11 protein-coding genes and 1 pseudogene are annotated in these 15,095 nt (G+C 75.0%); 11 read left to right on the top strand and 1 reads right to left on the bottom strand.

The genetic code is table 11. The annotated features are described in order from the left end of the window. From ACQRUO_RS33935 to ACQRUO_RS33905, 7 genes are all read left to right on the top strand, one after another. A partial coding sequence (locus tag ACQRUO_RS33935; RefSeq protein WP_428319992.1) for a DNA translocase FtsK occupies nt 1-1,638 on the top strand: 1,638 nt, incomplete at its 5' end. 150 nt (nt 1,639-1,788) lie between these two features. Beyond that, nucleotides 1,789-2,658 carry a helix-turn-helix domain-containing protein gene (locus ACQRUO_RS33930; protein WP_428319991.1) on the top strand — a complete coding sequence of 290 codons (870 nt, stop codon included), beginning with the start codon at nt 1,789-1,791 and terminating at the stop codon, nt 2,656-2,658. Between the two features lie 130 nt (nt 2,659-2,788). Next, complete coding sequence (gene rimO, locus ACQRUO_RS33925; protein ID WP_428319990.1) at nt 2,789-4,285, top strand: 30S ribosomal protein S12 methylthiotransferase RimO; 1,497 nt, start codon at nt 2,789-2,791, stop codon at nt 4,283-4,285. Then, the gene (gene pgsA / locus ACQRUO_RS33920; protein WP_428319989.1) at nt 4,282-4,914 is read left to right on the top strand and encodes a CDP-diacylglycerol--glycerol-3-phosphate 3-phosphatidyltransferase; all 633 of its coding nucleotides are present in this window, start codon (nt 4,282-4,284) and stop codon (nt 4,912-4,914) included. Before rimO ends, pgsA begins: the two co-directional genes overlap by 4 nt. Further along, entirely contained in the window at nt 4,911-5,423 is a 513-nt protein-coding gene (locus tag ACQRUO_RS33915; RefSeq protein ID WP_428319988.1) for a CinA family protein, read from the top strand. The genes pgsA and ACQRUO_RS33915 overlap by 4 nt, the downstream gene beginning before the upstream one ends. Before the next feature lie 195 nt (nt 5,424-5,618). Beyond that, nucleotides 5,619-5,987: a helix-turn-helix domain-containing protein gene (locus tag ACQRUO_RS33910; protein ID WP_428319987.1), complete on the top strand. Its 369-nt coding sequence runs from the start codon at nt 5,619-5,621 to the stop codon at nt 5,985-5,987. A gap of 72 nt (nt 5,988-6,059) precedes the next feature. Beyond that, entirely contained in the window at nt 6,060-6,449 is a 390-nt protein-coding gene (locus tag ACQRUO_RS33905) for a hypothetical protein (RefSeq protein WP_428319986.1), read from the top strand. On the opposite strand, the gene ACQRUO_RS33900 is transcribed toward ACQRUO_RS33905, so the two are convergent. Then, complete coding sequence (locus tag ACQRUO_RS33900) at nt 6,378-11,237, bottom strand: ATP-dependent helicase (protein ID WP_428319985.1); 4,860 nt, start codon at nt 11,235-11,237, stop codon at nt 6,378-6,380. The two genes, ACQRUO_RS33905 and ACQRUO_RS33900, sit on opposite strands and share 72 nt — an antisense overlap. 215 nt (nt 11,238-11,452) lie before the next feature. Between ACQRUO_RS33900 and ACQRUO_RS33895 the strand changes: the two genes are divergently transcribed. The 4 genes and pseudogenes from ACQRUO_RS33895 to ACQRUO_RS33880 form a co-directional block, all read left to right on the top strand. Beyond that, on the top strand, nt 11,453-12,988 hold the full coding sequence (locus ACQRUO_RS33895) for a S8 family serine peptidase (RefSeq protein ID WP_428319984.1): 1,536 nt from the start codon (nt 11,453-11,455) through the stop codon (nt 12,986-12,988). A 69-nt stretch (nt 12,989-13,057) separates the two neighbouring features. Next, nucleotides 13,058-13,252: a DUF3046 domain-containing protein gene (locus ACQRUO_RS33890; RefSeq protein ID WP_428319983.1), complete on the top strand. Its 195-nt coding sequence runs from the start codon at nt 13,058-13,060 to the stop codon at nt 13,250-13,252. 230 nt (nt 13,253-13,482) lie between these two features. Beyond that, nucleotides 13,483-14,598 (top strand): recombinase RecA, encoded by a 1,116-nt coding sequence (recA, locus tag ACQRUO_RS33885; RefSeq protein ID WP_428319982.1) that lies wholly within the window; start codon nt 13,483-13,485, stop codon nt 14,596-14,598. Between the two features lie 7 nt (nt 14,599-14,605). After that, nucleotides 14,606-15,095 (top strand): annotated as a pseudogene (locus ACQRUO_RS33880) (hypothetical protein); the annotation flags it as partial.

Below are 15,095 nucleotides of genomic sequence, written 5' to 3'. Positions count from 1 at the left end.
GGCCGCGCTGGAGCAGGTCGCCCCGTGGTGGGCACCAGCCTGGCCAATCGCCTGGCAGCGCACCTACGCCGCGGCCGGCAATGGTGGCTGACCTGCGAGGGCCGGGTCGACTGGGCCGGGGCGCCCGAGCACGGCCCGGCGCCGCAGCGGATGGAGCAGCTCCAGCTGCTCGGCGGCGGTGACTACGTGCTGCCCCCGCTGGACCTGCTGGAGCGCGGCGGCCCGGGCAAGACCCGCAGCGCGCTCAACGACCAGGTGGTCGCCCAGCTGTCCGCGACCTTCGCCGAGTTCAAGGTGGACGCCAAGGTCACCGGCTTCACCCGGGGCCCGACGGTCACCCGCTACGAGGTGGAGCTGGGCCCGGCGGTCAAGGTCGAGCGGATCACCGCGCTGGCCAAGAACATCGCCTACGCGGTGGCCAGCCCGGACGTGCGGATCATCAGCCCGATCCCGGGCAAGTCGGCGGTCGGCATCGAGATCCCCAACGCCGACCGGGAGATGGTCAACCTCGGCGACCTGCTGCGTTCGCGCAGCGCGGCCGAGGACGGCCACCCGATGGTGGTCGGCATGGGCAAGGACGTCGAGGGCCACACGGTGCTCGCCAACCTGGCCAAGATGCCGCACATCCTGGTCGCCGGCGCCACCGGTGCGGGCAAGTCCTCGTGCATCAACTGCCTGATCACCTCGGTGCTGGCGCGGGCCACTCCGGACGAGGTCCGGATGGTGCTGGTCGACCCGAAGCGGGTCGAGCTGACCGCCTACGAGGGCATCCCGCACCTGATCACCCCGATCATCACCAACCCGAAGAAGGCGGCCGAGGCGCTGCAGTGGGTGGTCCGCGAGATGGACCTGCGCTACGACGACCTGGCGGCCTACGGCTTCCGGCACGTGGACGACTTCAACGCCGCGGTCCGGGCCGGCACGGTGACCCCGCCGCCCGGCAGCGAGCGGGAGCTGCGGCCCTACCCGTACCTGCTGGTGATCGTCGACGAGCTGGCCGACCTGATGATGGTCGCGCCGCGCGACGTCGAGGACTCGGTGGTCCGGATCACCCAGCTGGCCCGGGCCGCCGGCATCCACCTGGTGCTGGCCACCCAGCGGCCCTCGGTGGACGTGGTGACCGGTCTGATCAAGGCGAACGTGCCCTCCCGGCTGGCCTTCGCCACCTCGGCGATGGCCGACTCCCGGGTCATCCTGGACCAGCCCGGGGCCGAGAAGCTGATCGGCAAGGGCGACGCGCTCTTCCTGCCGATGGGCGCCGGCAAGCCGGTCCGGATGCAGGGTGCCTTCGTCACCGAGGCGGAGATCGCCGCGGTGGTCGGGCACTGCAAGGACCAGCTGGCCGCCTCCTACCGGGACGACGTCACAGTGGGCGGCGGGGCGAAGAAGGAGATCGACGACGAGATCGGCGACGACCTGGACCTGCTGATCCAGGCGGCCGAGCTGGTGGTCTCCACCCAGTTCGGCTCCACCTCGATGCTGCAGCGCAAGCTGCGGGTGGGCTTCGCCAAGGCCGGGCGGCTGATGGACCTGATGGAGTCGCGCGGCATCGTCGGCCCGAGCGAGGGGTCGAAGGCGCGCGACGTGCTGGTCAAACCGGACGAACTGGACGGGGTGCTGCTGACCCTGCGCGGGTAGGTCGTTGAGCGGGGGTCAGCGGCCCACCGGGGCCGCCGGCACGGGCGCGACGCGCGGTGCGCGTTCGGGCCAACTGCGGTTGAGAAACGCTTCACCCGCACCCCTAGACTGTTCTCTCAGCAGGTGGCCTCCGCTCGAAAGGCGCGCCCAGTGACCATCGGCAAGTCTTCCCACCGTGACAACCGCCGATCCTCCGACGCCTCCTCCACCCCGGCCGAGTCCGCCCCGCCGGCCCGGGACGACTCGTCGTCCATCGGCCGGATCCTGGCCGAGGCCCGGCAGGCCGCCGGGCTGACGGTCGACGAGGTCAGTGCCAGCACCCGGGTGCGGGTCCCGATCGTGCACGCCGTCGAGGAGGACGACTTCAGCCGCTGCGGCGGCGCCTTCTACGCCCGCGGCCACCTGCGCTCGATCGCCCGTGCGGTCGGCGCCGACGGTGACGCGCTGGTGGCCCGCTACGACGAGCTGCACGGCACCGAGCCGGTGCAGCTCGCCCCGGTGGCCACGCTGGACGCCAAGCGGATCCGGGCGACCGGCGGCCGGCCGAACTGGACCGCGGCGATGCTGGTGGCGATCGCCGCGGTGGTGCTGCTGATCGGCTTCAACCTGGTGAGCGGGAAGTCGACCGGGACGGCGGTCGGCTCGGCCAGCTCCCCGCTGCCCTCGGCGGCCTCCTCGGCCCCGGCCGCGCCGAGCAGCGCGCCGGCCCAGCCGCCGGCCCCCGCGCCCAGCGTCGCGCCCATCGCGGCCGCCCCGGCCGACAAGGTGACCGTCAAGCTGGTCGCCGACGCCGGCACCAGCTGGATCTCCGCGCTGGGCGGCGACGGCAGCTCGCTCTTCCAGAACAACCTGGACCAGGGCCAGGACCAGACCTTCACCGACCCCAAGCAGATCAAGCTGGTGATCGGCAACGCGGCGGCCGTGCACCTGTACGTCAACGGCAAGGACCTCGGTCCGGCGGGCAAGGACGGCCAGGTGGTGCACCTCACCTACACCCCCGGCGACCCGCAGGCCGGCTAGGCGCCACCCCGCCGGGGCGGGCCCCGGCGGCGCTCGGCGGCCCCCGGAAACCGCCTCGGAGGCCGTCCGATGTTCGCCGCGCGGCCTCCGGGGGAAACGGCACCGGGGGCCGCGCGTTAATCTTGGCCCTATGCCTGAACGCCGTACTGTCGCCCTGGTCACGCTCGGATGCGCCCGCAACGAGGTCGACTCCGAGGAACTCGCCGGGCGACTGGAGGCCGATGGGTGGCAGCTGGTCGACGACGCGAGCGAAGCCGACGTCGCCGTGGTCAACACCTGCGGCTTCGTCGAAGCCGCCAAGAAGGACTCGGTGGACGCCCTGCTGGAGGCCAACGACCTCAAGGGTCACGGCCGCACCCAGGCCGTGGTCGCGGTCGGCTGCATGGCCGAGCGGTACGGCAAGGAGCTGGCCGACGCCCTGCCGGAGGCCGACGGCGTGCTCGGCTTCGACGACTACGCCGACATCAGCGACCGACTGCAGACCATCCTCTCCGGCGGCCACCACGCCCCGCACCTGCCGCGCGACCGCCGCAAGCTGCTCCCGCTGACCCCGGTCGAGCGCCAGGCCGCGGCCGCCGCGGTGGCGCTGCCCGGGCACGGCGAGGAGGCCGCGTTCGGCGAGGTGGCCGCGGACCTGCCGGACGGGCTCGCCCCGGCCTCCGGGCCGCGCACCCTGCGCAAGCGGCTGGACGACAACCCGGTGGCCTCGATCAAGCTCGCCTCCGGCTGCGACCGGCGCTGCTCGTTCTGCGCCATCCCCGCCTTCCGCGGCTCCTTCATCTCCCGCCGCCCCGCCGACGTGCTGAACGAGGCGGTCTGGCTGGCCGGCCAGGGGGTCAGCGAGGTGGTGCTGGTCAGCGAGAACAACACCTCGTACGGCAAGGACCTCGGCGACATCCGGCTGCTGGAGACGCTGCTGAGCGAGATCGCCGCGGTCCCCGGCATCGAGCGGGTGCGGGTCAGCTACCTGCAGCCGGCCGAGATGCGTCCGGGCCTGATCGAGGCGATGACCACGACCGACAAGGTCGTCCCGTACTTCGACCTCTCGTTCCAGCACTCGGCGCCCGCGGTGCTGCGCCGGATGCGCCGGTTCGGGAACACCGAGCAGTTCCTGGGCCTGCTGGCGACCATCCGCGAGAAGGCGCCGCAGGCCGGGGCCCGGTCCAACTTCATCGTCGGCTTCCCCGGGGAGACCGAGGAGGACTTCGCCGAGCTGGAACGGTTCATCACCGAGGCCGGCCTGGACGCGATCGGCGTCTTCGGCTACTCCGACGAGGACGGCACCGAGGCCGCGACCTTCGAGGGCAAGCTGCCCGAGGACGTGGTGGCCGAGCGCCTGGCCAAGCTCTCCCGGCTGGCCGAGGAGCTGACCGCGCAGCGCGCCGAGCAGCGGATCGGCACCGAGCTGACGGTGCTGGTCGAGTCGGTGGACGTCGACGAGGACGGCGAGCCGCTGATCGAGGGCAGAGCCGCCCACCAGGCGCCGGAGACCGACGGCCTGACCGTGCTCACCGGCGCCGCCGACGCCGAGGTCGGCCAGTACTACCTGGCCCGCGTGGTGGCCAGCGAGGGCGTCGACCTGGTCGCCGAGGCGATCGAGCTCGTCCGCAAGGCGGCCGCGGCATGACCGGCGGGCCGGGCAGCCCGGCAGCGGCGCGCCCGGCCCGTCCGGGGGCGGCACCGACGGCGGGGCCGTCGGTGTGGAACCTCGCCAACCTGCTGACCATGCTGCGGCTCGCGCTGGTGCCGGTCTTCGCCGTGCTGCTGCTGACCGACGGCGGCCACAACCCCAAGTGGCGGGCGGTGGCCTGGGCGGCCTTCGCGATCGCCATGATCACCGACCTGTTCGACGGTGAGATCGCCCGGCGCAAGGGGCTGGTGACCGACTTCGGCAAGATCGCCGACCCGATCGCCGACAAGGCGATCATGGGTGCCGCACTGGTCGGCCTGTCGGCGCTGGGCGACCTGGCCTGGTGGGTCACGGTGGTGATCCTGGCCCGCGAACTGGGCATCACCCTGCTGCGCTTCCTGGTGATCCGGTACGGCGTGATCCCGGCCAGCCGCGGCGGCAAGCTCAAGACCCTCACCCAGGGCATCGCGGTGGGCATGTACGTGCTGCCGCTGACCGGGTGGCTGGCCACCGGCCGCGCGGTGCTGATGGTGCTGGCGGTGCTGCTGACCGTCGGCACCGGAGCCGACTACGTGCGCCAGGCCGTCCAACTGCGGCGGGCCGGGCGGGAGCGGGAGACGTCGTGACCGAGTTCGTCCCGTTGGCCGAGCGGGTGCACGCCGAACTGCGGGCGGCGGGCGCCACGGTGGCGGTGGCGGAGTCGCTGACCGGCGGGCTGCTGGCCGCGCAGCTGGTGGCGGTGCCGGGGGCGTCGGAGACCTTCCGCGGCTCGGTCACCGCCTACGCCACCGAGTTGAAGGCCTCGGTGCTCGGGGTGGACGAGGGACTGCTGGCGGTCGAGGGGCCGGTCCACCCGGTGGTGGCCCGCCAGATGGCCGACGGCGTGCGCCGGCTGCTCGGTGCCACCTACGGGCTGGCCACCACCGGAGTGGCCGGACCGACCGAGCAGGACGGGCGTGCGGTGGGCACGGTACACCTGGCCTTCGCCGGTCCGGGGGGAACTGTGGCGAGATCGCCCCGGCTGTCCGGGGACCGTGCCACAATCCGACGCAAGGCGGTGGCCGGGGCCCTGGAGCTCTTCCTGGACCGGATGGCGACCGAGGAGATCGCCACCGGCACCACGGGCGTCAGTTGAACAACGCCTGAACAGGCAGAATCCGGGGAACCTCTCTTCAGGAGGGGCGTGCGTGCGCCCGGGGCGGGAACAACAGGGGAGGGGAGAGGCTTGCAGCCCAGAGTGAACACGACCACGGTCCCCGCACACGAAGCGGGCAAGGCGGTACGGTGGGGACGTGACATCTCGATCCGCAGTCCGAGGAGGGAGCCACCGATGATCCTGCTCCGTCGCCTCTTGGGTGACGTGCTGCGTCGGCAGCGCCAGCGCCAGGGCCGCACACTGCGCGAGGTGTCGGCCGCCGCACGAGTCTCGCTCGGGTACCTCTCCGAGGTCGAGCGCGGGCAGAAGGAGGCCTCCTCCGAGCTGCTCTCGGCGATCTGTGACGCACTCGACGTACGGATGTCCGAGGTCATGCGCGAGGTGAGCGACGAACTGTCGCTGGCCGAGCTCGCCTCCATGGCCGCGCTCTCCGAGGACGGCCTGCTGCGTCCGGTGCTGGAGCCCGTGCCGCTGCCCGCACCGGGCGAACGGATGAGCTCGATCACTCCGAAGGCTGCCGCCGTGGATGTCGTCGCTGCCTGATCCCGTTCCACTGGGGGCCACTGCGTTCTGTCGGGGGCCGCTGCCCGGTCGGGCCGAGAGAAGGAGTCGCGCATGGACCGCTCGACCAGGGGCGGGCCTGCGGGCCGAATAACGCGTCGCAGCCGAATAGCTCGGCGCACCCGTCCGGCCGTTCGAGCACTCCGCCGGACGGTCGCCGCCGTCCGTGCGACTCGCACCGGCCGGCGCCGTTGGGTCACCGTCGCGCTGCCGGCCGCCCTGACCGCGCTCGCGCTCTGCTGGTGGTTGCTGCCCGTGGACGGGCGGCCTGCCGGGCCCGGAGCGCTGCCGCTGCTGCTCACGCTGGCCGGTTGGGGCCTGGGCGTGCTGCCGGTGCACAGCGACCGGCGGCCGGTGCGCCCGCGCCGCCGGCTAGCCGCGCAGCCGCAGCCCGCGCGGGGTGGCGTGGAAGCCCCCCAGCTCCAGTACCGCGCCGAGCGCTGAACCGAGCGCCGGCTCGCCGTTGGCCCGCTCCACCGTCAGGCTGCCGAGCAGGCCGCGCCGCACCGCCTCGGCCAGGGCCCGCACCGCCGTGGCCAGGGCCGCCTCGTCGGCCGCCCAGCTGAGCAGCGACTTGCCGCCGCGCTCCAGGTAGAGCACCAACTCCCCCTCCACCAGCACCACCAGCGCGCCGGCCTTGCGGCCCGGGCGGTGCGCGCTCGCCGGCCGGCCGGACGGCTCCGCGGCGCCCGTCTCGCGGCCGGAGGCCTCTGCGACGCCCGCCCCGCCGCCGGGCGGCTCGGCGGCGCCGGTCTCCCGGCCGGGGGGCTCGGGCCAGGGCAGCGCGGCACCATAGGCATTGGCCGGGTCGGCCGCCGCCAGCACCTGCGCCGACGCCTCCGCGCCCGGATCGGCCGGACCGCCGGTGGCCGGACTGCCGGTGATCGGGCCGCCCGTGGCCCAGTCACCGGCCGCCGCCCGCTCCTGGCGGCTGCTGACCGACCGCAGCCGGTCCGCCGCGCCGTCCATCGCGAACTGGGCCCCGCCCAGCCCCTCGACCAGGTAGCCCCGCCGGGCCAGCCCCCGCTCCTCGAAGGCGGACAGCACCCGGTAGACCCCGGCGAAGCCGCCGGGGATCCGCTCGGCCTGCACAGTGCCGCGGGTGAGCACCCCGTGCCGGTCCAGCAGCACCTGGGCCTGGGCAGCGGCCCGGGCGGTCGGCTCGGCCGCATCGGGCAGCAGCGACCACCGGCCGCCCACGGTCGGGTCGGCGGGCCGGGCCGGGGTGCGGCCGAGCGCGCCGTAGCGGCCGCGCGGCACGCTGCGCGGGGCCCGGTGCGCGGTGGCCCCGGCGGTGCGGGCCGAGCCGAGCAGGGCACGGACCGGGGCGAGGGTGTCGTTGGTCACCCGGCCGGCCCAGACCAGGTCCCAGAGCGCGGCGGCGAGCTCGGCCGGCGGCTCGTCCGGCAGCGAACCGCAGAGCTGGTCGAACCGCACTCCGTAACCGCTGGAGAGCGCGTCCAGCAAGGCCTGATGGCGCGGGGTGAGGGTCAGTGGCAGCGGGTCGGGGCGCAGCAGGTCGGCGTTCTCGCCCAGGTGCAGGCTGATCCAGCCGTCCTTGCCGGGCAGCGCGCCGGCGCCGGCCCAGCCGATCTCGCCCTCGGACATCAGCTTGTCCAGCAGGCCGGGCTGGTAGTCGCGCAGCCGGCCCGGCAGCACCAGCCGCTCCAGCGCGGAGGCCGGCACGGCGGCCCCCTGGAGCTGCTCGACCACCCGGAAGAGTCCGTCCTCGCCGCGCAGTTGATGGCCGCCCAGGTGCTGCCACTGGGGCAGGAAGGCGGCCAGCGCGCGCGGCGGCACCGCCTCCACCTCCTGGCGCAGCGCGGCCAGCGAGCGGCGGCGCAGCCGGCGCAGGACCTCCGCGTCGCACCACTCGACCTCGCCGGTGCCGCCGGCCTCGACCGGGCGGAACTCGCCCTGGACCAGCCGCCCGGTGGCGGTCAGCCGCTGCAGCGTGCCGGCGACCACGGCGGTGCCCAGGCCGAACCGGTCGGCCGCCCGATGGGCGGTGAACGGGCCGTTGGTCCGGGCGAAACGGGCCAGCAGGTCGCCGAGCGGGTCCTTCACCGGCTCGGTGAAGGCCTCCGGGACGCCGACCGGCAGCGGGGTGCCGAGGGCGTCGGCGAGCCGCCCGGCATCCTCGATCGCGGCCCAGCGCTGCTCTCCGGCGATCTTGACCCGGATGGCGCGGCGGGCGCCGCGCAGCTGCTCGGGCCAGTCGGGCTCGGCACCGCGGGCGGCCAGTTCGGCCGGGCCGAGCGGGCCGAGCAGGCGCAGCGCGTCGGCCACCCCCTCGACGTCCTTGATCCGCCGCTCGGGGGTGAGCCGCTGCAGCTCGGCCTCCAGCTCGGCCAGCACCGCGGGGTCGATCAGCTCGCGCAGCTCGGCCTGGCCGAGCAGCTCGGCGAGCAGCCGGGAGTCCAGGGCGAGGGCGGCGGCCCGGCGCTCGGCGAGCGGGGAGTCGCCCTCGTAGAGGTACTGGGCGACGTAGCCGAAGAGCAGCGACCGGGCGAAGGGGGAGGGCTCGGGGGTGGTGACCTCGACCAGCCGCACGGCGCGCGACTCGAGGTCGCGCATCAGCTCGACCAGGCCTGGCAGGTCGAAGACGTCCTGGAGGCACTCGCGGACCGCCTCCAGGACGATCGGGAAGGAGCCGTACTCGCTGGCCACCTCCAGCAGTTGGGCGGCCCGTTGGCGCTGCTGCCAGAGCGGGGTGCGCTTGCCGGGGCTGCGCCGGGGCAGCAGCAGGGCGCGCCCGGCGCACTCGCGGAACCGGGAGGCGAACAGCGCCGAGCCGCCGACCTGGTCGGTGACCAGCTGCTCGACCTCGCCCGGGTCGAAGAGCACCGCATCGGCGCCGACCGGGGCCTCGTCGGCGGCCGGGGCGGCCGCCGGCGGGCCGCCGCCCGGGGGACCGAAGTCGAAGTCGGCGCCCAGCAGGTCGGCGTCCGGCAGGCGCAGCACGATGCCGTCGTCGCCGTGCATCACCTGCGGGTCCAGGCCGTGGCGCTCGCGCAGCCGGGCACCCAGCGCCAGCGCCCAGGGGGCGTGCACCTGGGCGCCGAACGGGGAGTGGATGACGATCCGCCAGTCGCCCAGCTCGTCACGGAAGCGCTCGACCACGATGGTGCGGTCGTCGGGCAGGTGGCCGGCGGACTGGCGCTGCTCGGTCAGGTAGCCGAGCAGGTTGTCGGCCGCCCAGTCGTCCAGGCCGGCGCCGAGCAGCCGGGCCCGGGCCTCGGGTTCGGGCAGGGCGCCCAGTTCCCGGACGAAGGCGCCGAGGGCGCGGCCGAGTTCCAGCGGGCGGCCGAGCGAGTCGCCCTTCCAGAACGGCAGCCGGCCCGGCACCCCGGGGGCCGGGGTGACCAGCACCTTGTCGTGGGTGATCTCCTGGATCCGCCAGGAGCTGGTGCCCAGGGTGAAGACGTCGCCGACCCGGGACTCGTAGACCATCTCCTCGTCCAGCTCTCCCACCCGGCCGCCGCCCTTCTTCGGGTCGGTGCCGGCGATGAAGACGCCGAACAGGCCGCGGTCGGGGATGGTGCCGCCGGAGGTGACGGCCAGCCGCTGGGCGCCGGGCCGGCCGGTGACGGTGCCGGCGACCCGGTCCCAGACCAGGCGCGGGCGCAGCTCGGCGAAGGCGTCCGAGGGGTAGCGGCCCGCCAGCATGTCGAGCACCGAGTCGAAGGCGGACTGCGGCAGGGTGGCGAACGGTGCCGCCCGGCGGACCAGGGTCAGCAGCTCGGTGACGTCCCAGGTGTCCAGCGCGGTGATCGCGACCAACTGCTGGGCCAGCACGTCCAGCGGGTTGCGCGGGACGCGCAGCGCCTCGATCCGCCCGGCCCGCATCCGCTCGGTGACCACCGCGGACTGCACCAGGTCGCCGCGGTACTTGGGGAAGACCACCCCGGTGGAGACGGCGCCGACCTGGTGGCCGGCCCGGCCGACCCGCTGCAGCCCGGAGGCGACCGAGGGCGGGGACTCCACCTGCACCACCAGGTCCACCGCGCCCATGTCGATGCCCAGCTCCAGGCTGGAGGTGGCCACCACGGCGGGCAGCCGGCCAGCCTTGAGCTCCTCCTCCACCAGGGCGCGCTGCTCCTTGGAGACCGAGCCGTGGTGCGCCCGGGCCAGCACCGGCGGGGCGCCCTTGGCGGCGCCGGCCTCGGCCATCAGCTGGGCGGGGGCGTGGTGCTCGGGCAGCGGGGTGCCGGTGGCCCGCTCGTGGGCGATCTCGTTCAGCCGGTTGCACAGGCGCTCGGCCAGGCGGCGGGAGTTGGCGAAGACGATGGTCGAGCGGTGCGCCTGGACCAGGTCGACGATCCGCTCCTCGACGTGCGGCCAGATCGAGGCGGTGCGGGCGGGGTCGGCCTGGCCGGCTTGGTCGGCGGCCGGGGCGGGGGAGAGCTCGCCGAGGTCGGCGACCGGGACCACCACGGAGAGGTCGAACTGCTTGGCGGCGGGTGGCTGGACGATCGCGGCCCCGCGCTGGGGGCTCAGGTAGCGGGCCACCTCCTCGACCGGGCGGACGGTGGCGGACAGGCCGATCCGGCGGGCCGGGCGCTCCAGCAGCTGGTCCAGCCGCTCCAGGCTGAGCGCCAGGTGGGCGCCGCGCTTGGTGCCGGCGACCGCGTGCACCTCGTCCAGGATCACCGTGTCGATGCCGCGCAGCGCCTCCCGGGAGGCGGAGGTGAGCAGCAGGAAGAGCGACTCGGGGGTGGTGATCAGGATGTCCGGCGGATGGCTCTGGAAGCGGCGGCGGTCGGCGGCCGGGGTGTCACCCGAGCGGATGCCGACCTGCACCTCGGGCTCGGGCAGGCCCAGCCGGGTGGCCGCCTGGCGCAGGCCGGCCAGCGGCGCGCGCAGGTTGCGCTCGACGTCCACCGCGAGCGCCTTCAGCGGGGAGACGTAGAGCACCCGCAGCCGCTTGCGGGACTCGGCGGGCGGCGGGGTGCTGCTCAGCCGGTCCAGCGCGGAGAGGAAGGCGGCCAGCGTCTTGCCGGAGCCGGTGGGGGCCACCACCAGGACGTCCTGCTGCCCCCGGATGGCCGCCCAGGCGCCGGCCTGGGCGCCGGTCGGGCGGTCGAAGGCGGCCTCGAACCAGGCCCGGGTGGCCGGGGCGAAGCCGGTCAGCGGGTCGACGGGGCGGTCCGTCGCGGAGTCCGGCGAGGGGCCCGGTGCGGGGTCCTTCGGCGGGTCCTGGTGGGGGTCCGGTGCGGCCATGCCACCCATGGTGCCGCGCCGCACCGACAGGGCGGGTCGATCCGGCCCGCGCCCGGCCGGCGGGGGTTCACCCGGGGCCGCTCCGGCCGGGCCCGCCGGTCGGCGCGGGGTACCGCCGGATGGCCCCGTTCGCGGGCCGGCAAAAGGAGCAAATCGCATATCCCGCTCATATGGTGATGCTTCGTGCGGCGCACAGGGGCCCGCCCGAGGAGCGGAGGACACCGATGGGCGAGGTCCGGTTGGTCTCCCGCCGTCCGCTGCGCCGCCGGACCCTGCTGCTGCGCAGCTCGCCCGCCGTGTTCGCGGCCGCCCTGCTGCTGGGCGGTGCCGTGCCCTACTTCGCCGGGGCCGACCGCGGCTACCTCAGCTACCTGGTGCTCGCCGACCGGACCGACGCCCGGGGGGCGGCCGACGCCCGGCAGGCGGTGCGCGCCGTCGGCGGGCAGGTGGTGCAGGACTACCCGCAGATCGGCGCGGTGCTCGCCTACGCCGACGACCGCCGGTTCGCCCCCCGGCTGCGGGCCCGCCCCGGGATCACCGCGGTCGGGGCCACCCGGACCGCGCCGGTGCCCGGTCCGCCGGGCGCGCTCGCCGGGGCGGGGGACTTCCACGCCACCGTGGACCTCGGTGCCACCGGGGGCGACGCCGCCGCGCTGGCACCCGCCGACAGCACCCCGACCGTGCCGGACCCGGGGGAGCGGCCCGCCTGGAACCTGGCGATGCTCGGCGGCCCGGCGGCCGCCCAGTCGCCAGCCGCGCTGCTCGCGGCGCCCGGGGTCGGCCGGGTGCGGGACGGCGCGCAGGCGGCGGCGCTGCGCCGGGTCCTGGTCGCGGTGCTCGACTCGGGCGTCGACGACACCCACCCCGACCTGCGCGAGGCGGTCAGCCCCGGCGACTCGGCCTCCTGCGCGGACGGCCGTCCGGACGCCCGGTCCGGGGTCTGGCGGCCGGACGACGGGGTGGTGGAGAGCGGCCACGGCACCCACGTGGCCGGGTTGATCGGAGCCGCCCGGGACGGCCGGGGCGTGGTGGGCGTGGCGCCGGGGGTGCGGATCGCGGCGGTGCGGCTGCTCGGCCCGCTCGGGCAGTACTACCCGGAGAACATCGTCTGCGGCCTGCTCTGGGCCGCCGACCACGGCGCGGCGGCGATCAACAACAGCTACTTCGCCGACCCGTGGAAGTACAACTGCCCCGAGGACCCCGACCAGGGGGCGGTGATCCTGGCGGTCGGCCGGGCGGTGGCCTACGCCCAGCGCCGGGCCCTGGTGGTGGCCTCGGCCGGGAACGACGCCCAGGACCTGGCCGCCCCGCGGACCGACGAGCGCAGCCCCAACGACCGGACCTTCGGCCCGGCCCAGGACCGGCACCTGGGCACCGAGTGCATCCGGCTGCCCGGTGAACTGCCCGGGGTGCTCCAGGTCAGCGCGGTCACCCGGGACGGGGCGATCGCGGCCTACTCGAACTACGGCGCGGGGCGGATCGCGCTGGCCGCCCCGGGCGGCGACCCGGACGGCGGGCCGAGCGGGGCGATCGTCTCGGACTGGCCGGGCGGGCGGTACGCGGCACTGGCCGGCACCTCGATGAGTGCGGCCCACGTCACCGGGGCGATCGCGGTGGCCGCCGCGCTGCACCCGGGGTGGGGGCCGGCGCCGCTGCGCGACCTGCTGCTGGCCCAGGCGGGGGCGAACTGTCCGGTGGGGCAGGGGCTGTGCCGGGACCGGCGCGGGTACGGGGCCGGGATCGTCGCGCTGCCGCACTGAGCGGGCGCGGGACCGGGGACCGGGGACGGGGGCCGGGAGCGCGGGTCGGCGGGGGCGATACTGGGCGGCATGAGGCTGACCGAGTTCTGGCGACGGATGAACGAGCACTTCGGCACCAGCTACGCCGAGTCGTTCGCGAGCGACCACGTGATGAGCGAGCTGGGCGGCCGGACGGTGCAGCAGGCGCTGGACGCGGGCTGGGAGGCCAAGGACGTCTGGCGGGTGGTCTGCCAGGTCATGGGGGTGCCCGCGCCGCTGCGCTGAGCCGCTGGGCGGGGTCGTCGGGCGCGGTCGTCGTGCCGGGGGCGGGCCGGAATCGATCACGAGGGCAGGCTGCCGGGTCCGGGCGCTGCCCGCTGTTCGAACACGTGTTCCCTATACTGGCTTTCCGGCGAGTTTTCCACAGGCCAAGCCCGTCCGGGCCGGATTGTCGGTGGGACGCGCTAGCGTCGAGGACGATGAAGCGCACAGCACAGAACCCAAGGGTGGAAGCCATGGCAGGCACGGACCGCGAGAAGGCCCTGGAGGCCGCACTCGCTCAGATCGAGCGGCAGTTCGGCAAGGGCTCGGTGATGCGCCTGGGCGACCAGGCCCGAGCCCCGATCGACGTGATCCCCACCGGGTCGACCGCGCTGGACGTCGCGCTCGGGGTCGGCGGCCTGCCCCGCGGCCGGGTGATCGAGATCTACGGTCCCGAGTCCTCCGGCAAGACCACGCTGACCCTGCACGCCGCGGCCAACGCGCAGCGGCTCGGCGGCACCGTCGCCTTCGTCGACGCCGAGCACGCCCTGGACCCGGAGTACGCCCGCAAGCTCGGCGTCGACACCGATGCGCTGCTGGTCTCCCAGCCGGACACCGGTGAGCAGGCCCTCGAGATCACCGACATGCTGATCCGCTCCGGCGCGATCGACCTGATCATCATCGACTCGGTGGCCGCGCTGGTGCCGCGCGCCGAGATCGAGGGCGAGATGGGCGACTCGCACGTCGGTCTGCAGGCCCGCCTGATGAGCCAGGCGCTGCGGAAGATCGCCGGTGCGCTGAACCAGTCCAACACCACGGCGATCTTCATCAACCAGCTGCGCGAGAAGATCGGCGTCATGTTCGGTTCGCCGGAGACCACCACCGGTGGTCGCGCGCTGAAGTTCTACGCCTCGGTCCGCCTGGACATCCGCCGGATCGAGACCCTGAAGGACGGCACCGAGGCGGTCGGCAACCGCACCCGGGTGAAGGTGGTCAAGAACAAGGTCGCCGCTCCGTTCAAGCAGGCCGAGTTCGACATCCTCTACGGCCACGGCATCAGCTGGGAGGGTGGCCTGATCGACATGGGTGTCGAGCACGGCATCATCCGCAAGGCCGGCGCCTGGTACACCTACGAGGGCGACCAGCTGGGCCAGGGCAAGGAGAACGCCCGCAACTTCCTGCGCGACAACCCGGCGCTGGCCGAGGAGATCGAGAAGAAGATCAAGGTCAAGCTGGGCGTCGAGGTCGACCCGGACGCGCCGGCCGACGGCGCCGCGCCGGTCGCCGAGGCGGACGGTGCGGCCAAGCCGATCACCGCCACCGCCGCGAAGGCCACCCCGGCCAAGAAGGCGGCGGCCGCGAAGGCCTGAGCGACTGATGAGGAGCGAGCCGGGGGGTGAGGTGGACCGGTCGGGCGGTTGGGGGCCGCGCGACTGGTGTGCCAGCGGCGTCGGCGGCGAGAGTTTCGACCTCGCCCCCGAGCCGTCCGTGCGCCGACCCGGTCGGGCCCGCAGGTCGCCGAGCGGGTCGGGGGCCGAGTCGACGGCGGAGCGCGCCTTCGAGCCGGCGGACGAGGTGGTGACCGGGCTGGGGGTCCGGTCGGCTGCCCGGTCGGCCGGGCCGGTGGCGGGCCGGGGGGACGACGAGTGGGCTGTTGAGGCCAAGGGGGAGCAGCAGGGCGAGCGCCCGGACTGGGTGGTGGATGCCGCGGAGGGGCCGGCATCCACGGCGGAGCCGGTCGCCGATGCGCCGTTCGGCGACCTGCCGTTCGACGAGCCGCCGTTCGCCAGGGCGGCGGCGCGGTCCGGTGCAGCCCGGGCGGGCGGCGCGCGGTCCGGCGGCGCGCGGGGCGGGGCCGAGATCGGAA

Source organism: Kitasatospora sp. LaBMicrA B282 (genome assembly GCF_050325825.1).
Taxonomy (GTDB): domain Bacteria; phylum Actinomycetota; class Actinomycetes; order Streptomycetales; family Streptomycetaceae; genus Kitasatospora.
This window is presented reverse-complemented; position numbering and strand designations above follow the sequence as displayed.

Bases quoted from the DNA above. Each gene is read 5' to 3' on its own strand.
- rimO (WP_428319990.1), top strand. From the start codon at position 2,789: ATGCCTGAACGCCGTACTGTCGCCCTGGTCACGCTCGGATGCGCCCGC.
- ACQRUO_RS33905 (WP_428319986.1), top strand. From the start codon at position 6,060: ATGGACCGCTCGACCAGGGGCGGGCCTGCGGGCCGAATAACGCGTCGC.
- pgsA (WP_428319989.1), top strand. From the start codon at position 4,282: ATGACCGGCGGGCCGGGCAGCCCGGCAGCGGCGCGCCCGGCCCGTCCG.
- ACQRUO_RS33900 (WP_428319985.1), bottom strand. From the start codon at position 11,237: ATGGGTGGCATGGCCGCACCGGACCCCCACCAGGACCCGCCGAAGGAC.
- recA (WP_428319982.1), top strand. From the start codon at position 13,483: ATGGCAGGCACGGACCGCGAGAAGGCCCTGGAGGCCGCACTCGCTCAG.
- ACQRUO_RS33890 (WP_428319983.1), top strand. From the start codon at position 13,058: ATGAGGCTGACCGAGTTCTGGCGACGGATGAACGAGCACTTCGGCACC.
- ACQRUO_RS33910 (WP_428319987.1), top strand. From the start codon at position 5,619: ATGATCCTGCTCCGTCGCCTCTTGGGTGACGTGCTGCGTCGGCAGCGC.
- ACQRUO_RS33895 (WP_428319984.1), top strand. From the start codon at position 11,453: ATGGGCGAGGTCCGGTTGGTCTCCCGCCGTCCGCTGCGCCGCCGGACC.